Annotated in this window: 14 protein-coding genes; 2 read left to right on the forward strand and 12 right to left on the reverse strand. The window is 48.5% G+C overall.

Annotation, left to right across the window (positions count from 1 at the left end):
- Positions 1–10 precede the first annotated feature (10 nt).
- From RIF36_RS28025 to RIF36_RS28070, 10 genes are all read right to left on the reverse strand, one after another.
- Positions 11–2,527, reverse strand: coding sequence for a M14 family zinc carboxypeptidase (locus RIF36_RS28025; RefSeq protein ID WP_350121923.1), 2,517 nt, complete (start codon positions 2,525–2,527; stop codon positions 11–13).
- Positions 2,528–2,614: 87 nt separating this feature from the next.
- Positions 2,615–3,439: a ThuA domain-containing protein gene (locus RIF36_RS28030; RefSeq protein ID WP_502880866.1), complete on the reverse strand. Its 825-nt coding sequence runs from the start codon at positions 3,437–3,439 to the stop codon at positions 2,615–2,617.
- Positions 3,440–3,489: 50 nt separating this feature from the next.
- Positions 3,490–4,929: an amidohydrolase gene (locus tag RIF36_RS28035; RefSeq protein WP_350121921.1), complete on the reverse strand. Its 1,440-nt coding sequence runs from the start codon at positions 4,927–4,929 to the stop codon at positions 3,490–3,492.
- 65 nt (positions 4,930–4,994) lie between these two features.
- The gene (locus RIF36_RS28040) at positions 4,995–7,136 is read right to left on the reverse strand and encodes a c-type cytochrome domain-containing protein (protein WP_350121919.1); all 2,142 of its coding nucleotides are present in this window, start codon (positions 7,134–7,136) and stop codon (positions 4,995–4,997) included.
- Positions 7,133–8,170 carry an NHL repeat-containing protein gene (locus RIF36_RS28045; protein WP_350121917.1) on the reverse strand — a complete coding sequence of 346 codons (1,038 nt, stop codon included), beginning with the start codon at positions 8,168–8,170 and terminating at the stop codon, positions 7,133–7,135. The genes RIF36_RS28040 and RIF36_RS28045 overlap by 4 nt, the downstream gene beginning before the upstream one ends.
- A gap of 15 nt (positions 8,171–8,185) precedes the next feature.
- On the reverse strand, positions 8,186–9,640 hold the full coding sequence (locus tag RIF36_RS28050; protein WP_350121915.1) for a DUF1501 domain-containing protein: 1,455 nt from the start codon (positions 9,638–9,640) through the stop codon (positions 8,186–8,188).
- A gap of 3 nt (positions 9,641–9,643) precedes the next feature.
- Positions 9,644–11,962, reverse strand: coding sequence for a PSD1 and planctomycete cytochrome C domain-containing protein (locus RIF36_RS28055; RefSeq protein ID WP_502880867.1), 2,319 nt, complete (start codon positions 11,960–11,962; stop codon positions 9,644–9,646).
- 135 nt (positions 11,963–12,097) lie between these two features.
- Complete coding sequence (locus tag RIF36_RS28060) at positions 12,098–12,361, reverse strand: HepT-like ribonuclease domain-containing protein (protein WP_350149721.1); 264 nt, start codon at positions 12,359–12,361, stop codon at positions 12,098–12,100.
- A gap of 71 nt (positions 12,362–12,432) precedes the next feature.
- Positions 12,433–13,029 (reverse strand): nucleotidyltransferase domain-containing protein, encoded by a 597-nt coding sequence (locus tag RIF36_RS28065; protein ID WP_350121913.1) that lies wholly within the window; start codon positions 13,027–13,029, stop codon positions 12,433–12,435.
- Positions 13,030–13,181: 152 nt separating this feature from the next.
- Positions 13,182–15,368, reverse strand: a complete 2,187-nt coding sequence (locus RIF36_RS28070) for a S9 family peptidase (RefSeq protein ID WP_350121911.1) — start codon at positions 15,366–15,368, stop codon at positions 13,182–13,184.
- Between the two features lie 139 nt (positions 15,369–15,507).
- Here RIF36_RS28070 and RIF36_RS28075 point away from each other — a divergent pair, with 139 nt between their 5' ends.
- Positions 15,508–15,912 carry a MaoC family dehydratase gene (locus RIF36_RS28075; RefSeq protein ID WP_350121909.1) on the forward strand — a complete coding sequence of 135 codons (405 nt, stop codon included), beginning with the start codon at positions 15,508–15,510 and terminating at the stop codon, positions 15,910–15,912.
- A gap of 2 nt (positions 15,913–15,914) precedes the next feature.
- Here RIF36_RS28075 and RIF36_RS28080 read toward each other — a convergent pair whose 3' ends face one another.
- Entirely contained in the window at positions 15,915–16,268 is a 354-nt protein-coding gene (locus RIF36_RS28080; RefSeq protein WP_350072458.1) for a hypothetical protein, read from the reverse strand.
- A gap of 20 nt (positions 16,269–16,288) precedes the next feature.
- A complete protein-coding gene (locus RIF36_RS28085; RefSeq protein WP_152001444.1) occupies positions 16,289–16,744 on the reverse strand; it encodes a TerB family tellurite resistance protein in 456 nt (151 codons plus the stop codon).
- 199 nt (positions 16,745–16,943) lie between these two features.
- Here RIF36_RS28085 and RIF36_RS28090 point away from each other — a divergent pair, with 199 nt between their 5' ends.
- Positions 16,944–18,491, forward strand: coding sequence for a DUF4301 family protein (locus tag RIF36_RS28090; RefSeq protein ID WP_350121907.1), 1,548 nt, complete (start codon positions 16,944–16,946; stop codon positions 18,489–18,491).
- Positions 18,492–18,496: the final 5 nt, after the last annotated feature.

Here is an 18,496-nt window from a genome sequence, read left to right on the forward strand (position 1 = left end):
TGATAATCACTTATTGGCCGACAAAGAAAACAGCATTGGCAAACAGCAGCTTTCCGTTGTCCCAAAATGCCCGGAACAATGGATTGTCGGACATGTAGATGACCTGGCCACCGCCCATACGATCAACGCCAAAAACCAGTGAGTTCTCCAATTCCTTTTGTACCCTGTTGCCAGCAAAACCACTTACAGGTTTAGCCCCTGTCGGGATATAGGCTACATTCCAGGCGCCGGACAATTTGCCGAACCTGCTTTCGGCTGTTTTCAAACTGAAATAGGAGTTGCCGTAGCCATAAGCCAGTGGATGAGTATTGTCGAGGCTTACTTTGTAAATAGCGCCGGGGATAATCCCCTGAATGTCGTTTCTCTCACGATCAGCATATTTTACATTAGCATCGGCTTCGTCCCATTTTTCATTCAATTTTTTCAGTGCTTCTTTTTCGTCGTTATCAGCATAGCGCTTCAGCGAATAGCCGTCACGATCAGCAAAGCTGTTGAGTGCTCCCTGCACCAGAATTAATCTTCCACCGTTTCGCACCCAATCATCAATCATTTTCATTGAGCCGTCGCCCAGCCCGTTGTATCTGCCGTTTTGTATGATGATCACATCATAGCCCGACAGGTCGAAGCGGCTGAAATCATCTGTGTCGAGTACACTGATTGGGTAGTCGAGCTGGCGCTCGAAGAAATGCCAGGTTTCGCCAAAAGCCAAAGAGGAAACACCGTTGCCAGCCAGCACAGCCACTTTAGGAGCATCGATGTAGTGAACGTCGCCGCTGCCGAAATCTTTGCCTGAATCGACAAACCCAGTAGTGGTAGCATCCAGCGAACGACCGTATTCCTTGGCCAGTCCTTTCACCAATCCGTCGAAACGGGAAGCATGTTGTTCATTTCCCCGACGGGTAATGATAAGCGTACCTCTTTCGTAGCTTTTTCCGCCGATGGAGAATGGTGTTTCAGCATAGCGAACTTTCACTTTGTTTTTCAGCAGTTGGGCCAAAAATTTGGCATCTTCCAGCGTTTGCCAGCGGGCAATGTAGGCGTAGGCTTTGTCGGTTGAAGTTACCTCAGCTGAAGGGGCACTGTACTTACCAGTTCCAGGCGCTATTTTTTCGCTTACAGCATACGCTTTCAGGCCTTTGGCGTATGGTACGCCCCAGGCTGTGATATCATAGGTGTTGGAATCTTCCACATAAGTGCTTGGCTCAAATAGAATGCTGGCCAAAACGCCTCTCGGCTGATAGCTGCTTACAACCAGGTCGCTGGAAGTTAGATTGAAAGACTCTGTGGCCTGCGTTTGATAGTTAAATCCTTTTAGCGGTTTGCTTGCTGCACCTGTTCCATAGGCAATGCCCATAGCGTCGAGCCAATTAGCAAGAGCAGTTAGCTTGTCCGGGTTGTTATCTCCCTTGATCACGAACCCTTTGTATTTGCCAGGAAAGCTGTTGACGTTGTTACTGAAGAACTTCTGGTACTCCTGAAGTACCTGGCTCTTGTTGGCAACGGTAACTTCCACTGTTGAAACACCGTTGCTGTGGTGGTGGGCAATTCTGTCTTTTAATGTTAAAGTATCGCCTTCGGCTGTAAGTACGCCTAATCCACCACGTCCGCCGCCACCTTGCTCGTACGTCATGCCAATGGCCCCGTTGTACACAGGGTAGGTGTCGCCATAAGAAGGATAAAGCAAATCAAAGCGCTCCTTGGTAAAGTATAGCCAGCCATTTTGGTCAAAGTATTTGGCGTTGTTCTTACCAATAGTTACCTGGAAGTCATATTGCCATTTGGTGATCAGCTCGTGGTAGGGCCTGGCTGCCGGCGCCATGTAGTAGGGGCTGTTGACACCCTGCTCATGAAAATCGACATGAATTTGTGGCATCCACTGGTTGTAGACTGCGATCCGCTTCTGCGACTCGATCTGAGTCTGCCATGCCCAGTCCCGGTTAAGGTCAAACAGGTAGTGGTTAGCTCTGCCGCCGGGCCACACTTCATTGTGCTCTTTGCTTTGAGGGTCGGGATTGTAGTCCTTGTTGCCGTACTGATTATAGTAATTGGCATAGCGATCACGGCCATCCGGGTTGATGCATGGATCCATGATCACGACACCCTCTTCGAGCCAGGCAGTTTTGTTGGTGACCAGCTCGTAAATGGTGGCCATGCTGGCTTCCATGGAAACCGACTCGTTGCCATGCACATTATAGCTGAGCCAGATAATTGGAATGTTGGTAGATGGGCTGCCACTATGCAAACCGGCCCGCTTCAGGTTGTCGGTTCTTATAGTTTCAATATTTTGGTGGTTGGCCTCGCTGGTAACGATGGCATAAACCAGCGGACGATCTTCGAAGGTGCGTCCGTATTCTTTGAGGACAACTTTTGAAGAATTGGCCGCCACGTGCTGGTAATATTCCATCACCCGGTGATGGCGGGTGAATCTTTCGCCGAGTTCGTAGCCAAGAAATTCTTTCGGGCTTTGTACTTGTGCCCTGGCCTGTGTGAATGCCAGACAAAGTAGAAGTAGTAGCAATTTTCTCATATCAATGTAATACAGAGTTTGGGTTTTCAATTGAAGCCCAAGATAAGAGAAAGATAGGAATGGCAAGTTCGGAATTACGCAGGTGGCTTACTTGCTGTTGCCCAGCCAAAGCAAGGCGTTGACCACGAGCTGGTTCTGGGGCGGATTGCGAAAAGTGTATGACAACGTTTTGTTGGTGCCACCTTCGTAATCGATGTCGTTGTGACCAAAATTGAAATAGATCATTCGATACTTCGTATTAGTCCAAACAATGGGGTAGTAGCCGCTGTGCCAAATTTCATGCTGCTTGGGTCCCGTTCCCAGGGGAAAACTTGATGAGTCAACCGATAGCAAAATGTTGATGTCGGGATTTTGGGCGAGGTCATTTTCCCACCGGTACCATTCGCTTGGTGACGTTTTGAAAGTGTCGGGTAGGTCTTTTAATGCAGGATGGTTGGGTGCTTCGTTCCGAAGAATGGCTGAGGTTGGTCGCCAGAATTTGCTTTTATACTGACCGGCGCCAAGGAACACATTATGGTACCAGTACCAGTCCTGATTAAAATCGGAAGGGGTAAGTGCAAACCCAGCAAAGTGGAAGCCCATCCATGCTCCACCGTTTTTCATGTACTTTTCTAGCGCTGCCCTTTGCTCAGGCGCTTCCGGCCGGGTATCGAGGAAAATCACGACGGCGTGGTTGGCCAGGAAGTCGTCGTTAAGATTGCTCCAGTTGCTGGTCGAGTCGTAAGTGAAACGGTGCTTAGCTGCCTGTTCTTTGAACCATGGGTGTGCTTCTCCCACAAAACTGATATGGGCCTGGTCATTTTTGGCAGTGAAGAAGGAGATGACTTTGAATTCGTGGTTCACTTTCGGAGATGAGCAGTTGATTGCCCACAGAATAATACCGCTTAAGATCAGAGCCGAAAACATCTTCATGGATAAATGCCTTTAGATATTCTGAATGTTGAAGCTTTTTTCAAGAAAAATCACCTCACGGGCGGAGGCCCTTCAGGTAAAATGGCTTTGTACACATAATCGCCTCTTTTTTTCAGAAACTCATCCCGCATCGCTTTTCTGATGGACTCGTTTTCAAAAAGGTCAACCATTGTTAGTGCTAAGCTTTTAGCGGCGAAAACCATTCCTTTGTGCCCGATCGACATGCCGCCGCAGGCAACCACGGCCCAGGAGTGCCACGGTGTGCCAATGGGAGCAGTAGTAGCGACAAGCGAAATTTCCGGTGTGATCCAGCTGATATCAGCCACATCGGTTGAGCCGCCTGTGGGAAATTCGGCCGTTGGGTCAATGCCTCCAATGGTTCCATCCAGGCCTTTTTCTTCCATCTTAACTGATCGCTGAATGCCTTTTGCAAACTCAAGCTCTTCCGGTGTGTAACTGATAGGCCCAACTAACAGCATGTTTTTGTAAAGCACATTGGCACCGGCGATATTGGGCAACTGCTCGTGATAGCCAGATGTGATCGTTAGCTTTGGCGTAACTCCTGCAATCAGGGCCGCCCCTTCTCCAATTTCCTGCACCCTTTTATATACGTCCATCATGCCATCTCTGGTGGCATCCCGTACGTACAAACCCACCCGGGCGTAGTCGGGCACAATGTTGGGAGCTTCACCACCCTTTTCGATGATGTAATGGATGCGAACGGATGGCTTAATGTGCTCCCGGAGCATGTTGAGGCCGTTAACAAATGCCTCTACCGCATCAAGGGCACTCCGGCCATTCCAGGGATCGAACGCAGCATGAGCAGCTTGTCCGGTAAATTCAACTGTTACCTCAATCATGGCCTGACTGCTTTGGGTGCTCGCTTTGTTTTCTGCATCGGGGTGCCAGTCGAGGCAGGCATCCAGGTCGTTGAACAAACCGGCCCGGGCCATGTAGATTTTTCCTCCAACTGCTTCTTCGGCAGGGGTTCCGTAAAACCGAACCGTTCCCTTTAGCTTTCCGGCTTGTATCAACTCTTTGATGGCCAATGCCGCTCCAAGACTGCCGGGGCCAAATAGATTATGCCCACATCCATGGCCCGGAGCACCCTCTACCAAAGGATCTTTGCCTGGCACTGCCTTTTGTGACAAGCCTGGCAAAGCGTCAAATTCACCCATAATTCCAATGATGGGCTTGCCGCTGCCATAGCTGGCAATAAAAGCCGTTGGCATTTCGGCAACGCCCCGTTCGACGATAAAGCCCTGAGCTTCGGCGTAGTCGGCCAGGGCTTTGGCGGAAACATTTTCTTTCAAGGCGATTTCTGCTGCCTCCCAGATTTTGTCGCTGAGATCAATAAGTTCGGAGGAGTGTTTATCCACCGACTCAAGGGCGGTTTTTTTGTTGCTAGAGATTTTTTGCGCCTTTTGACTAAAAGAAACAGAAGTGCTTAGCAGGGTGGTGAATAGCAAGAGAACAATGCTCTTTTTCATGATAGGTTGGTTTACCATAGTTATATAAAACAAAGCACCTGACACTGGTGCTTATTTGTTGGGCTCTAGTTCAAAAGAATCTCGTCGATAAACACCCACCCTGGGTTTCCTTTGGCGTCGTGCCAGGCTGGAAGTTTTGCTACAGGCACAATGTGAAGCTTGAGCACGGCGTATTTTTCCTGAGGCAGATCGAAAGTGTAGAAGGCAGGGCCAACCGGCAGGTTTTCGGATGGTTGTGCTACTTTATTTTTTTTCCAGAGCTTCAGATTTTTTTCGTCTTCACCATACCAAATGTCGATGCTGGCCGGAGGCATGATCCAGCCGCCGGTGTTGTTGAGGCTGCTAATTGTGATCGACTTTTGGGGCACATCGTCGCCAAGGTTGATTTGAACATCCATGGCTTCACCCTGGTAGCCCAACCAGTTGCCGTCGGTATGAATATTGGTGCCTTTGATGTGGTCAAAAAGCGCCTGCTCCAGCTTGCCTTTGTATTTTGGGTTCGGGGGAGTCAGCAAGCTAACGCTGGTGGGCGAAATCGAACTTCTAAGAAAAGATTTCGAAACTACGTCGCTGCTGTACCAGCCATCTTTGAACGCTTTGACGGTAACTATTGTATTACCATCCAAAGGAATCTCGTCTTCGTAGATTGAGGAATTGACGCTATCGGGTGCTGAGCCATCCAGCGTATAACGAAGCGTAACTCCGTTGAGATAATGTTTCACTTTCACTGAAATAGGGTCGGTAAAGAAGGCATCGTTGCCAACAATCACCGGGGCTGAAAGCTGAATGACAGTGCCTTTGTCGTCGAAACCCGACTCAAAAGAAACAGCAGGAAAAACCTCCAATAATTGGCTGACTTCGTTTGCTTCAATAGCCGTATTCCAGATAAAAACTTTGCGAAGTTCCGAAAGTGACTTCAGCCCGGAGATGCCCGAAGCTGTTACGGCTGTTCCAGAAAGTGACAGCTCTTGCAAATTGGAAAGCTTTGCCAGTGAAGCGAGCCCTTTGTCTGTCACACCAGTAAAGTTGAGGTGTAGTTTTTCGAGGTTTTCGAAAGGCTCCAGAAATAAGAGATCCTCGTCTTTGACAGGAATCTTGTTCAGGCTCAACTCAACTATTTGGGTGCGGATTTTTTCAAGCTCTTTTAGTTGATTTGCACCAAAAGCTTCGCTGGAGAAAAAGGTAACGGTGAGTGCCGGCGAATTCAGCGCAACCGGGCTTATGATCCGATAGTTGGAGTTGAGTGACTCTACCAACTCAGGGTCGGCGGCTTTAAAGTCATAGGCTTTGTTCACATTGAATTTCGCCTGAGCTATTTGGTAGAGTGGTTGATCCGGCGCAGTTTCGGCTGCCAGAGCTTGAAAAGAAGCCCCGCTGGCAATCCAGGCTTCAAGCACTTCCTTTTCTTCGTCGGTAAGTTGCGTTTTACCTTCCGGCGGCATATGCTCCTCGACCGATTCCGGCAGGTGAATTCTTTTTAGAAGTAAACTTGTTTCGTAATTGACAGAGTCCCAAAGCGGCCCATTCTTTCCACCAGCCAAAATAGCCTCCCGGGTTTCCATCACAAGCTCGCCCTTTGCTTTGAGGCTGTTGTGGCAACTCATACATTTTTCCCTGAGAATGGGCTGCACCATGTGGTCGAAAATCACGGCCTCTGCAAAGGGAACATTTTCGAAACTTTCGTCGGGCATCACAGGCGCCAGCACAAAATTTTCGCCGTGTGTGATATTGGCACCCTGGTGCCCGGCAAGGGTGATTAACACTAATATGCCCACAGGAATAACTTTCGAAAGCAGAGGCTGGTGATTCCATGTCTTTCGGAACGTGTACCATCCGTAAGATGAAAAAGCAATCAGCGCTCCACCCCATTTGTGCCAGGTCAGGCTTCCTTCAGCATAGCCGCCTTCTTTTGAGAGCAATAATCCCATGAGTGCTGAAAGAGCAGCCGTAAAACTTCCCAGAAGAAGCAGGTCGTCGGCACGAAGTGATTCATCAGCTGGTGACTCAGCGGGCGTTTTGCTTACAAATACCAGCAGGGCATAAACAACCAACAGCGCTATGGGGAAATGAAGCAGCAAAGGGTGCATTCGTCCCAGCACCTGAAGCCAGGCGGGCGTTGTAAAACTATTTTCGAACACGAGAAGAAAAGCCAGCAAGCAGCAAATGAAAAAGCTACCGTTGGCGAGCAGGCCCCTGAGCTTGTTCATGAAACAGGCGTTAGTTTGTATGGGTATACCTGGCCAGAATTCCACTGGGCTACATAAAGATTTTCCTCATCATCGATGCACACATCATGAGGGTAGGCAAAAACTGCATCGGTCTGGAATAACTCCTTCAGCTGACCAGCCTCATATTCCGGGGCATTCGCAGCAATGTTGGAAACCACTTTGTCATTCTTGTCGAGAATCGTTACAAACCCAGATTGCTTCCATGGCTGGCTGGCGCTCATAAGCACGGCTGCATATAAGTAGTCGCCTTTGATAACGGGGCGACAAACCCAGGCCCCAGGAAGGGAAATCGTAGACAGGTATTTTCCATCCGGTGTATACCGCTTGAAAGCCATTTGCTGGCGGGAGCTGACAACCAGCGACGGATTAGCCGGATCACGGAAATCCATGCAAACGCCGTGGGCGTTGAGGAGGTGGGCGTCTGTATCACCCCGGCCACCAAAGTGACGGATGTAGTTGCCTTTGCTGTCGTATTGCATAATGAAGTCTTTACCGTAGCCATCGGCCACAAAGATATCTCCATTGGGAGCAATGGCGGTTTCGGTAGGAACGTACTCGTCTGCCTTTGTGTATTCGCCTGTTTCTTTTGGATAGTCGAGCGTCAAAAGTACACGACCGTTCATGTCCGTTTTGATTACCTGATGACGGGTGTTGTCGCAAATGAAGAGCACCTCGGTGCCATTTTCGTCAAACAAAGTCAACCCATGAGCTCCCGGATATTCCGATCCCCACGTTGAAAGCAGCTTCCCTTTTTTGTCGTAGATAATGACGTTGTTTTTGGTTTCGTTGGTGAGCAGCAGGATACGGCCTTTGCTGTCCTGCACCATTTCATGGCAGTCTTTCACCGGGTATTTGGTGATGTCGGCCTGGCTCCATCTGGTGTCGAGCTTGTAGCGCTTTTTACCATGGCCGAGGATAATGTCTTGTTTCGAATTACGGGCGAACAGAGATGGCCCAGCCATTACTGCTGAAGCTGCCAGTGCACTGTTTCTTACAAAAGTTCTTCTTTTCATCTTTTGGGTGTTCTGCTAAGCAATAATTTCTTTAACGACCTTCCCGGCCACATCTGTCAACCGATACCTTCTTCCCAGGTGCTTGTATATCAGCTTCTCGTGATCGAGCCCCATTTGGTTAAGCACGGTGGCATGAAAATCGTTGACATGAACGGGGTTTTCGGTGATATTATAACCAAACTCGTCGGTTTCTCCGTAGACCATCCCTGGTTTTATGCCGCCGCCTGCCATCCAGATAGTGAAGCAGCGGGGGTGGTGGTCACGGCCGTAGTTGTCGCCGGTCAACTTACCCTGGCAGTAATTGGTTCGGCCAAATTCCCCACCCCAAATCACAAGTGTTTCGTCGAGCAGGCCTCTTTGCCTCAGATCCATCACCAGTGCGGCAGACGATTGGTCCACATCTTTGCACTGGCCAACAATTTGGCCTGGCAGGTTATCGTGGGCATCCCATCCCTGGTGGTAGAGCTGCACAAACCGAACGCCGCCTTCGCTGAGCTTGCGGGCTAACAAGCAGTTGGCCGCATAGGTACCAGGCACCATGCATTCGGGGCCGTACATTTTCACGATGGACTCTGGCTCATTTTTTAGGTCGGTAAGCTCCGGCACGGAAGTCTGCATGCGGTAGGCCAACTCGTATTGTTGGATTTTAGCAGCAATCTCCGGATCGCCAAACTCTTCGTAGTTTTCCTGATTCAACGCTGCCAGGTGGTCGAGCATTTTTCTTCGCTCTGCCCGATCCATTCCCTCAGGGTTGTTGAGGTACAAAACCGGATCGTCACCACTTGAGAATTGTACGCCTTGATGGACGGAGTCGAGGAAGCCGTTGGTCCAAAGCTTTGAGTAGACTCCCTGCCCGTTCCCTTTTCCTTTGGAAAGCAAAACGCAGAAAGCGGGGAGGTTTTTGTTTTCACTTCCTAACCCGTAACTCAGCCATGCTCCCATGCTTGGGCGGTTGCCGACCTGAGCGCCGGTCTGGAAAAAGGTGAGTGCCGGGTCGTGGTTGATGGCCTCGGTATAAATGCTTTTTACGAAGCAGAGCTCGTCGGCTATGCTGGCGGTGTGGGGCAGCAAGTCGCTGATCCAGGCACGAGACTGGCCGTATTGTTTAAAGTCGAAAATTGTTCCTGCCAGGGGAAATTTGGACTGCCCGGACGTCATGCCTGTCAATCGCTGACCCTGACGAATCGACTCTGGCAAGTCTTCCCCGTGCATTTTTTGCAGCATGGGCTTATAGTCGAACAAGTCAAGCTGCGAGGGAGCTCCATTTTGGAAGAGGTAAATAATCCGCTTCGCCTTTGGGGCAAAATGCGGGAGTTGGGCGAATATTTCTTCTTCCGGACTAGCTCCTCCTTTGAATAAATCAGGAATCAGCAGTGAGCCCAGTGCAGCACTACCAATACCGAGACTTAGCTTCGAAAGAAATTTTCGCCTGTTTTGATTTAAGCCGTTTTCCAGTTGTTCTTTTTCCATGGCTTATGTCTTTGTAATGGATTCCTCCATGTTGTAAATCAGTTGAATCACGTTGGCCAATGCCGCTGCCTCACTTTTTTCCACTTCCAAATGAGGGTATTCACCCACATCCAGCACCTCCGAAGGGTCGATCGCCTGGCTTTTGTAAATGCCAAGTTGTTCTGAAAAATAACTATTCAACAAATCCTTCTCAGACTCCTTCGGCACCCGGCACACAATCATCCTAAAAGCTTTTGTGATTTTATCTTCGCTACCCGACTGCTCTTCGACCAGCTTTTCGGCCAATACCCTAGATGCCTCCAGCATTGTGGGGTCATTCATCATCACCAGTGCCTGCAAAGGTGTGTTGGTTTGAGGCCTTTTCACCTCGCACTGGTCTCTGTTGCTACCGTCAAATATCATCAATGCGGGAGGAGGCAGTGTAAGTTTGATAAATGTGTACATACCCCGGCGATACAAGTCCTCGCCATGGTCTTGCTGGTAAGTAGCCAGCACACCCCTGCCGGAAGTAGCAGCTTCCCAAAGGCCATCGGGCTGATAGGCCTTTACACTTGGGCCACCTATTTTATTCACCAAAAGCCCACTGCTAGCCAGGATCAGGTCTTTTACAAACTCAGCGGGCAACCGGAAGCGAGGCCCGTGGCTGAGGTAGATATTGTCGGGATCGATGGCCAGCTTTTCTTTCGATACACTGCTCGATTGCATATAGGTAGCGGACGTCACAATTTGTTTGACAAGGTACTTAATGTCCCAGTTGTTTTCCATGAAGTCGACCGCCAGCCAGTCGAGCAGTTCTGGGTGTGACGGTAAATCACCCTGCATACCAAAGTCGCCGGCGGTTTTCACAATCCCCTGGCCGAAGATCATTTGCCAAACCTGGTTCACAAATACCCTGGCGGTCAAAGGATTGCTTTTATCAACCGTCCACTTGGCCAGACCAAGGCGGTTTCTTGGGTAGGCGGTAGTGTCAAAACCCATGACTTCTGATAAAGGCTGCGCCTTCACCTCATCGGTAGGTGAATCGTATTGCCCACGGTTGAGCACGTAGGTTTTGCGCAGGGTGTCAAGCTCGTCCATCACCGACACCATCATGGTGTCCTTTTCCAGCTGTCTGATAAATGAAAGTACTCCATCAAGATCGGCTGTTGTTATTTCAAGCCTCGGTGCCTTGGCTGGTTTCGAAACAGATATGTCGCCCTCGTAGCCCACTTCAGGTGTGTTGTTGAAGAAGGCAAACATTCTAAAATAGTCCTTCTGCGAAATGGGGTCGTATTTGTGGTCGTGACACTGGGCGCATTCCACGGTGAGGCCAAGTATGCCTTTGCTGAAAGTCTTTGTTTTGTCAAGGATGTATTCGACCCGATACTCTTCGTCGATTACACCACCCTCCTCTGTGTATTTGTGATTTCTTAGAAAACCGGTAGCAAGGATTTTCTCTTTATCGGCATCGGGAAGCATGTCTCCAGCCAACTGCCAGGTAAGAAACTTATCGTAGGGTAGGTTATTGTTGAAGGCGTGGATCACCCAGTCACGCCAGGGCCATTGGGTGCGGATATTGTCGTCCTGATAGCCGTAGGAATCTGAGTAGCGGCCAACGTCCAACCAGTGAACAGCCATTCTTTCGCCGAAAGCGGGCGTGTTGATGAGCTCTTCCACCACTTTTTCATAGGCATTTTCACTTTCGTCAGCCATAAAGCGGTCCATGAGATCAAGCGAAGGAGGCAGGCCTGTGAGATCTAATGAAACCCTTTTAAGTAGTCTTTCTTTGTCGGCTCCTTCGGTGGGTTTCAAACCTTTCTCTTCCATTTTTTTGACGACGAAAAGGTCAAGGTCGTTTTTTGGCCACTCATCGTTTTTTACTTTGGGAAGAGGCGCTTTTTTGGGGGGGATAAACGACCATAGCTTCTCAAACTTGGCACCCTGCTTGATCCATTTCTTCACCAGCTCAATTTCGTTCTCTGTTAGCAAGGGAAGATGTGACTCCGGTGATGGCATTTGGTAGGCGGGGTCGGCCGATGAAATACGTTTTACCAATTCAGATTCTTCAGGTTTCCCCGGCACGATGGCAAATTTTCCTTTGCTCTCTTTCAGCTCAGCAAAGGCAAGTTCCGGAATATCGAGCCTCAGGCCTGCTTTCACTTTGTTTTTGTCGGGGCCGTGGCAGGCGAAGCACCTATCGCTCATCAACGGCCGTATATGAAAATTGTAGCTGACGGTTTCGGGCAGGCCTCCTGAAGATGTCGAGTCGCTGCATCCAGGCATGGAAATAATTAATCCCGCAAAGGCAATGGACAGAAGCCCGGTGATGAGCCTGGTATACATGTTCAAGTAGGGTTATGTAAAATCAAAATTTAAGAAGGTTTGGCAAGGATAACAATGTAATGTATAAGAATAAACTAAGATGGTCGCAGGAAGGATGCCAGTATTTGTGAACGGTTAGCTTGGGCGATGAGGTTATTAAAACTCCTTAGTAAGTATTTCTTCCATCATTTCTTTCAAGCCGGGCAATATCTCCGTGGTGGTATCCCAGATCACCCTCATTTCCACGGCGTGGTATTCGTGAAGTATAAAGTTTCTGAACGACTTTACCTTGTACCACGGGTAATCATATTTTTCTAAAACACTTGAATCAATACTTGCCGTTGCCTCACCTATGATTGTGTACTGATTAAAGGCAAGCGTCGATTGTCTTTGCGTCGGCCAAAAAGCTGTCGACAGAATGCTTTTGACAGTACAGTTGAATGCGGTCTATGGCTTGGATCACATGCTCCAGTCGCTCTTTGCTAGTTGGTTTACACGGCTTCATAAATCAATTGCATTTCATTCTCTATACTTTTTTTCAAGGCAGGCCTTATACCGTTGAGCATTACCACGTCCACTTTTTTTCCCACCGCCTTTTCCAGCTGTTCCCGAATCTCAGCGATATCAAACAGCGTGAATTTTATTTCTTGCGGCACATCAATCAACACATCGATATCGCTTTGAGGGCCATCATCCGCTCTGGCAAATGAACCAAATATCCAGGCCCTGTCTATTTGTGAAAAAGCCCTCATGACCGATTTTAGCTTACTGATGGTTTGGCTTCGTTCGGATTTTTCTGCTGCTCGATAAAGCACCTGGTCTTCTGCTGCGTGTAGCGCCTTAAGTGCCAGGTCATCATCTTGCACCTCGTAAAGCACTTTATCTGACAGCCAGGCAATGAGCAGCTTCTCCTTGTTTGTGTTAAAAAACTCAGCCAGCTTTTCCACCAGTTCCCTTTTGGGCTTCCGTTGGCCCCGCTCTATTTTACTGAGAACGGCCTGATCAATGTCGAGGAAGGCCGCCACCTTACGCAGCGGGATATTAGCCTCTTCCCGACTTTTTTTAATAATGGAACCAAAACTGTTCACGGCGATGTCGCTTTGACATTTTTTGTCAAAACAATCTTAGTCATTTTTTGGAACATTTTCAATTGATAGTGTGAAAACCCACAAGGAGCCCTGCCATCAGTACACCATACTGGTCAAACTTATCTGACAATAGCCCCTGGATGCCCTATAAGTTATTCTCCTACAGTAGCCGCAGGAGCCTCGGGGTGTTTCACATACCTTTCAAAAAATTCAATAAACCGGCCGAGCCTATCCATCATCCGCAGCGGATTGCCGCTTCTGCTGAGCTCATGCCCTTCACCCGGATAGCGTACATACTCTACCGGCCGATCCAGCGCTTTGAGGCTTTTGTACATCATTTCCGACTGGATAGTACCCGTTCTCAGATCCTGATCCGAGTGCATGATAAGCAGAGGTGTCGTGATTTGGTCGATGAAGGTAATAGGTGAGTTGGCATCAAGGATTTCCTGCACGCCGTCTTCCCATGGGTAGCCGAAATGTGTAGGCACCAGCCGCCAGGCATTGCCTTCTCCCATAAAGGTAGTGAGATCGTATACACCTCTTTGGGCATTCGCTGCTTTGAAACGTTTGTCTTGTGTTACCAGCCAGGCCACCATGTAACCAGCATAGCTGCCTCCTGTTACAAATAGCTGGTCGGTATCCATCCAGCTGTTTTTGGAAGTAGCGTCATCCAATGCTGCCAGAATGTCGTTGGCAGGCCCGTGGCCCCAGTCTCTGTAGTTGCCTTTTTTAAACGCATCGCCGTAGCCGCCACTACCCCGTGGGTTACTGAAAACCACGCCATAGCCCCAGCTGGCCAGTAGCTGAAATTCATGCCACATACTGAGTCCCGACGGCCCCCACATGGCAGAAGGCCCACCATGGATTTCCAGTACCGTCGGATATTTGGTTCCTTGTTTGAAGCCAACGGGTTGCATCACCCAATACTGTACTTTTACGCCGTCGGGTCGGGTGACCCAGTATTCGGAAACGGGAGTGACGATTTTGTCCTTCAGCCAATCCGAGTTGAAATGTGTTAACGCTGTTAAAGCACCGCTCTTCATGTCCATGCTATATACTTCCAGAGGGTTATTGAAGTCGGTAATGGTCATGATGATTTTTTTGCCTGCAAGCGCAAAGTCATTGATGCCTTTGTCTCCTTCCAAAAGGGTAACGATTTCGCCTTTCTTCAGGTCGTAGCTGTACAAAGGAATGTCGCCTTCGGACGAGGCAGTAAAATAGATTTTTTTGTTATCCGGAGAAAAGACCGGCCCACCAGCGTCTCTGTCAAACTCTGCTGTAATCATTTTTGCACCGCTGCCGTCGGTGTTGACAAGCCCCAGGTCATTTTGAGTAGCATGCCTGTTTACATCATCTCGCATGTAAAACATTACGGACTTTCCGTCGGGAGAGAACTGAGGATTGCCTAAGGAAAAACCCTCCATATGAAGGAAGGAGGTGGCCGCACCTGAAGCAGCGTCGATTTTCCAAAGGTCAGAGTAGCTTTGTTTGTCGGGCTCCACTTTGTAAGACACCGAAGTGCAAACAATGGTTTTTCCATCGGGTGACCAGTCGCCACCGCCAAAATCCTGGAAACCTTTGGTGAGTTGACGGGCTTTTTCGGTGTCAAGCGATTGAATAAACAAATGCCGGTACTTCATTTCTGGGTTCAGTCCCTGTTCCGCCTGGAAATCCTGATTCACAAATACCCGTGGGTTTTTGTCGACGGCATTTTTGGCCAGCCATGCCCGAAGTTCTTCAAGGTCGCCGTCCGGTGTAGACTTGATGTCCTTTTTCTCTTCGTCTTTTAGCGCCTTCCAGTTGGGTTCGTCTTTGAATGCCCTTCCTGGTCTTTCATAAGCCCAGGTTGGAGTGCCTTCGGTGTCCCAGTCGGGGATGGACGACGAAAAGAGAATAGATTTTCCGTCGGGAGCCCAGCGAGGAGCAGAAGCACCATGTTTGGCGGAAGTCAGAGGATAAGCTTCGCCGCCGGTTAACGGCAGAATCCATATTTGCGACTTTCCGTCGTCGGATCGAACAAAGGCAATTTTTTCACCATCTGGAGCCCAGGTAGGCTGTGAGTCGCTCTTTTTTCCGAACGTAAGCTGAATGGGTTCTCCACCTTTTTCAACATCGAGCACGTAAAGGTTGTGGCTGTAGAAATAGTCTTCTCCTTTTTGATCTCTTTTGGTCACCACCATCACCGCTTTTTTAGCGTCGGGAGACACTTCTAATTGTGAGGAGGTCACAATTTTCATAAGGTCAGAAGTGACGATAGGTTTTTTTCCGCTTTGCGCTTCTGCCCAATGGATGAGCAGGACAGAGGCCAGCAGCAACAGGTAGTTGAGTCTTTTTTGCATGACTGATTGGTTTTCGGGTTAATGCGGGAAGAACAACATAAATGGTTTTTGATTCAAGGAATAATCCGTTGGTGGTGAAAACTTGTTGTGCGGAGGCAGTTGCGAAAAAGCCCTTATATTTAAGCCAAACAATATCACCATGCTAAAAGTCGGAGATACCTACGAAATGCCCTTTTCACTTACCCAGGAGCAGGTAAATGCCTTTGCCGAGCTAAGTGGCGACAAAAACCCCGTGCACATCGATGCGGCGTTTGCTGCCAACACCTCTTTTAAGAAACCCATTGTCCACGGTATTTTCAGTGCAGCCATTTTCTCCAGGATATTGGGCACCATTTTTCCTGGCGATGGCACCATCTATCTCGGTCAAACACTGCAATTCAAAAGGCCGGTGTATCCGGGTGAAGACTACCAGGCAAAAGTAGAAGTTGTAAGTCTCGACGGGAGAAACTCAGCCACCATTGCCACTATGCTGACGCACAAATCCTCTGGAAAAGCCGTTATTGAAGGCGAAGCCAAAGTGATGCACAAAGAATTAATTCCGTAAGCTCAGGGCTTAACGATTTCCCAGGTGATAGAATACCGGGCGATTTGCTTGGGGTCGGCTAGCTGCATGTCGGTTGTGTAGGGCCCGCCTGGCTTGTCAATAAGCATGCTGATTTTTCCCATGTAATCGTTGGGGCTAAGGTAATCGTAGTCCCATACCTCCAAATCAACCTTTTCGTTCACTTTGAACCCGTCGATTACATGATCAACTTCCAGTGATTCGGCCTTCATGCGGTACCACTTTTCATCTACAGGCCATACTTTCTTTTTGTTGATCACCAGAAAGACCTCGTCACCATCGTTTTCTTCATAAAAGTAGCAATGAATGTTGATGATTCTGATAGATAGAGCTTCCATAGGTTAGCTGGATGTTGAGGTTAAAGAATTGTTTGTCGGAGTTTGTCGGCAGCCCGTTCCATTTCAACAAGGGCCTCCATAGCCATTACTGTCTCTTTATTTACCTTTAGAATTCGGGCACACTCATCTACGCTTTCTCGCTCTTTGTCAGAAAAATCCCCATCAGCATAAGACATCCTGATGGCGTCGTAGAGCATCAGTTTGCTATAGTTGGCTATTTGATTAGGGTTGAGTCGTTGGAAAATCTCGCCAAGGTCAGCATTTTCCCAGTCGAACTCTTCCCAGGCAGCAATGAGGTCGGTGCCTACCTTCAAAGACTGCCCAAGGTCTTCGGTAAGCCAGTCCATTTCGGGGTCCGATACATCCCCATCAGCTCCGGCAATAGTGAGCAGCGCAAAGCCATAGTCCTTCCAGTATTTCTTCGGCACGATGCTCATACCGTAGAAGGTAGGTGATATTGTCAAAAATTCGTTCATGATGGAGACATATGCTTTAGGTAGACAAATTACGAAGACTTTTGATTTTTACGAATTAACATTTTTTAAAGTGTAACACCCTACGTCGAATAACTCAAAGGAGCTTATAGTAAGAATTCTTATCCATTTTAACCTTGGATTTATCGACCCCTTCACCTTAATTAGGTGAAGCTAATTGCCGACTTAAACGACATACGAAATGTTTTCCAGCAGCGATATTGATTTCATTAAAAAGCGAGGCTCCTCAACTGACGTGGTGGAAGCTCAAATTCAAAACTTCAAAGACGACTTCCCTCCTTTGAGGCTGGAAAAGGCTGCCACCATTGGCGACGGCCTTAGTAAGATGTCGGACAAAGACATTGAAGGCCGCCTAAAAGCCTATGAGAGTGCGACTGCCTCAAAAGCCATCGTAAAGTTTGTGCCAGCCTCGGGTGCCGCCAGCCGTATGTTCAAGGATCTCTTCAGCTTTATGGAGGAGTACACCGGTTCGGAGGCTGACTATCAAAAGCTCACAGCCAATCAGAAAAGTGGCTCCATGTTTGATTTTTTCAAGCGGCTGGAGGATTTCGCTTTTTACGATGACTTGAAAAATGCTTATGCAAAGTCAGGCACGTCGCTGGAGGAAGCTCACCTGAAAAGAAAATACGTTTCAATTCTTGAGTACTTATTACTCGACAATGGACTCGGTTACGGGCAGTTGCCGAAGGGGCTTTTGAAATTTCATAAAAAGAACAATGTTGCCAGAACTCCTGCCGAGGAGCACTTTGTGGAAGGAGCCAACTATGCTAAATCGTCGGACGGCAGCGTAAAGTTGCATTTTACAGTAAGTCCAGAACACCGAACCAAATTCAAAGAGCATGTGGATGCTGTGCAGGATGGTTATGAAAAACAGTATGGCGTAAAATTCGAAGTAAGCTTTTCAGAGCAGAAGGCATCTACTGATACCATAGCCGTGGACATGAGTAATCAACCCTTCAGGGAAAACGACGGCGGGCTACTTTTTCGCCCGGCGGGTCATGGAGCACTGCTAGCGAACCTGAACGATCTCAACGGAGACGTGATTTTCGTGAAGAACATCGACAACGTGGTGCCCGACCGATTGAAGGAAGATACATTTATCTATAAGAAGGTAATTGCCAGCCTGCTGTTGGAGTACCAAAGTAAGATTTTTGGGTTCCTTGAAAAACTTGAAGCTGGCAGTGCAAGTGCGGCCGACCTTGACACCATGTACGACTTTTTGGAAAAAGAGCTTTGCACCAGTAATCACACGACGGCCAGAACAGCATCCGCTGAGGAAAGGTCGGCTTATCTCAGAAGCAAATTCAACCGACCCATCCGCATTTGTGGCATGGTGAAAAACGAAGGAGAGCCTGGAGGGGGGCCTTTTTGGTGCAAAAACCCTGACGGCACAGTGTCGCTACAGATCGTGGAAAGTGCGCAGGTTGATTTGAAGGATGCTGGACAAAAGAAAATATTCGAGGAGAGCACACACTTTAATCCGGTGGATCTGGTTTGTGGTACCAAAGACTATAAGGGCAAGAAGTTCGACCTGATGAAGTTCACTGATCCTAAAACGGGATTTATTACCGAAAAATCGAAGGATGGCAAGGCGTTGAAAGCACAGGAGCTCCCCGGCCTTTGGAATGGTTCGATGAGTAATTGGAACACCGTGTTTGTTGAAGTGCCTGTTTCAACATTTAACCCTGTGAAGAAAGTAACTGATCTGCTGAAGGATCAGCATCGGTAGTAGGT

Source organism: Imperialibacter sp., from assembly GCF_040222815.1.
GTDB lineage: Bacteria > Bacteroidota > Bacteroidia > Cytophagales > Cyclobacteriaceae > Imperialibacter.

What these genes read in the sequence shown, in the direction of transcription:
- RIF36_RS28025 (WP_350121923.1), bottom strand. Translation starts at nt 2,527, where the DNA reads ATGAGAAAATTGCTACTACTTCTACTTTGTCTGGCATTCACACAGGCC.
- RIF36_RS28030 (WP_502880866.1), bottom strand. Translation starts at nt 3,439, where the DNA reads ATGAAGATGTTTTCGGCTCTGATCTTAAGCGGTATTATTCTGTGGGCA.
- RIF36_RS28035 (WP_350121921.1), bottom strand. Translation starts at nt 4,929, where the DNA reads ATGAAAAAGAGCATTGTTCTCTTGCTATTCACCACCCTGCTAAGCACT.
- RIF36_RS28040 (WP_350121919.1), bottom strand. Translation starts at nt 7,136, where the DNA reads ATGAACAAGCTCAGGGGCCTGCTCGCCAACGGTAGCTTTTTCATTTGC.
- RIF36_RS28045 (WP_350121917.1), bottom strand. Translation starts at nt 8,170, where the DNA reads ATGAAAAGAAGAACTTTTGTAAGAAACAGTGCACTGGCAGCTTCAGCA.
- RIF36_RS28050 (WP_350121915.1), bottom strand. Translation starts at nt 9,640, where the DNA reads ATGGAAAAAGAACAACTGGAAAACGGCTTAAATCAAAACAGGCGAAAA.
- RIF36_RS28055 (WP_502880867.1), bottom strand. Translation starts at nt 11,962, where the DNA reads ATGTATACCAGGCTCATCACCGGGCTTCTGTCCATTGCCTTTGCGGGA.
- RIF36_RS28070 (WP_350121911.1), bottom strand. Translation starts at nt 15,368, where the DNA reads ATGCAAAAAAGACTCAACTACCTGTTGCTGCTGGCCTCTGTCCTGCTC.
- RIF36_RS28075 (WP_350121909.1), top strand. Translation starts at nt 15,508, where the DNA reads ATGCTAAAAGTCGGAGATACCTACGAAATGCCCTTTTCACTTACCCAG.
- RIF36_RS28080 (WP_350072458.1), bottom strand. Translation starts at nt 16,268, where the DNA reads ATGGAAGCTCTATCTATCAGAATCATCAACATTCATTGCTACTTTTAT.
- RIF36_RS28085 (WP_152001444.1), bottom strand. Translation starts at nt 16,744, where the DNA reads ATGAACGAATTTTTGACAATATCACCTACCTTCTACGGTATGAGCATC.
- RIF36_RS28090 (WP_350121907.1), top strand. Translation starts at nt 16,944, where the DNA reads ATGTTTTCCAGCAGCGATATTGATTTCATTAAAAAGCGAGGCTCCTCA.